Annotated in this window: 1 protein-coding gene; it reads left to right on the top strand. The window is 71.9% G+C overall.

Annotated elements, in window-relative coordinates:
- Positions 1-274 (top strand): DUF6916 family protein (locus FLQ44_RS24235; RefSeq protein WP_206209151.1); only part of this gene is annotated, 274 nt, incomplete at both ends.

Raw genomic sequence — 274 nt, 5'->3', positions numbered from 1 at the left:
AGCACTCCGCGCTGCGCGTCGAAGCCGTCGAGCCCAGCCCGCACCCCACCGGCCGCGGCCTGCCCGGCTTTTCGCTGCAGCTGCGCGGGCCTGCCGAGCTGAACCTCGGCCAGGGGGTGTATGCGATCACCCATCCGCGCCACGGCTGCCTGCAGCTGTTCATCACGCCGATCCGCCGCCCCGGCCTGTTCGAAGCCCTGCAGCGCGACTACCGCATCACCCTCGCTGGCCCGACCACGCTGGCGGCGCTGCTCAACAGCCTGCAGATGGGCTT

Origin of the sequence: Vogesella mureinivorans, assembly GCF_007644035.1 — a bacterium.
Taxonomy (GTDB): Bacteria; Pseudomonadota; Gammaproteobacteria; order Burkholderiales; family Chromobacteriaceae; genus Vogesella; species Vogesella mureinivorans.
The sequence above is the reverse complement of the archived record's forward strand: the minus strand, read 5'-3'. Positions and strand labels throughout refer to the sequence as shown.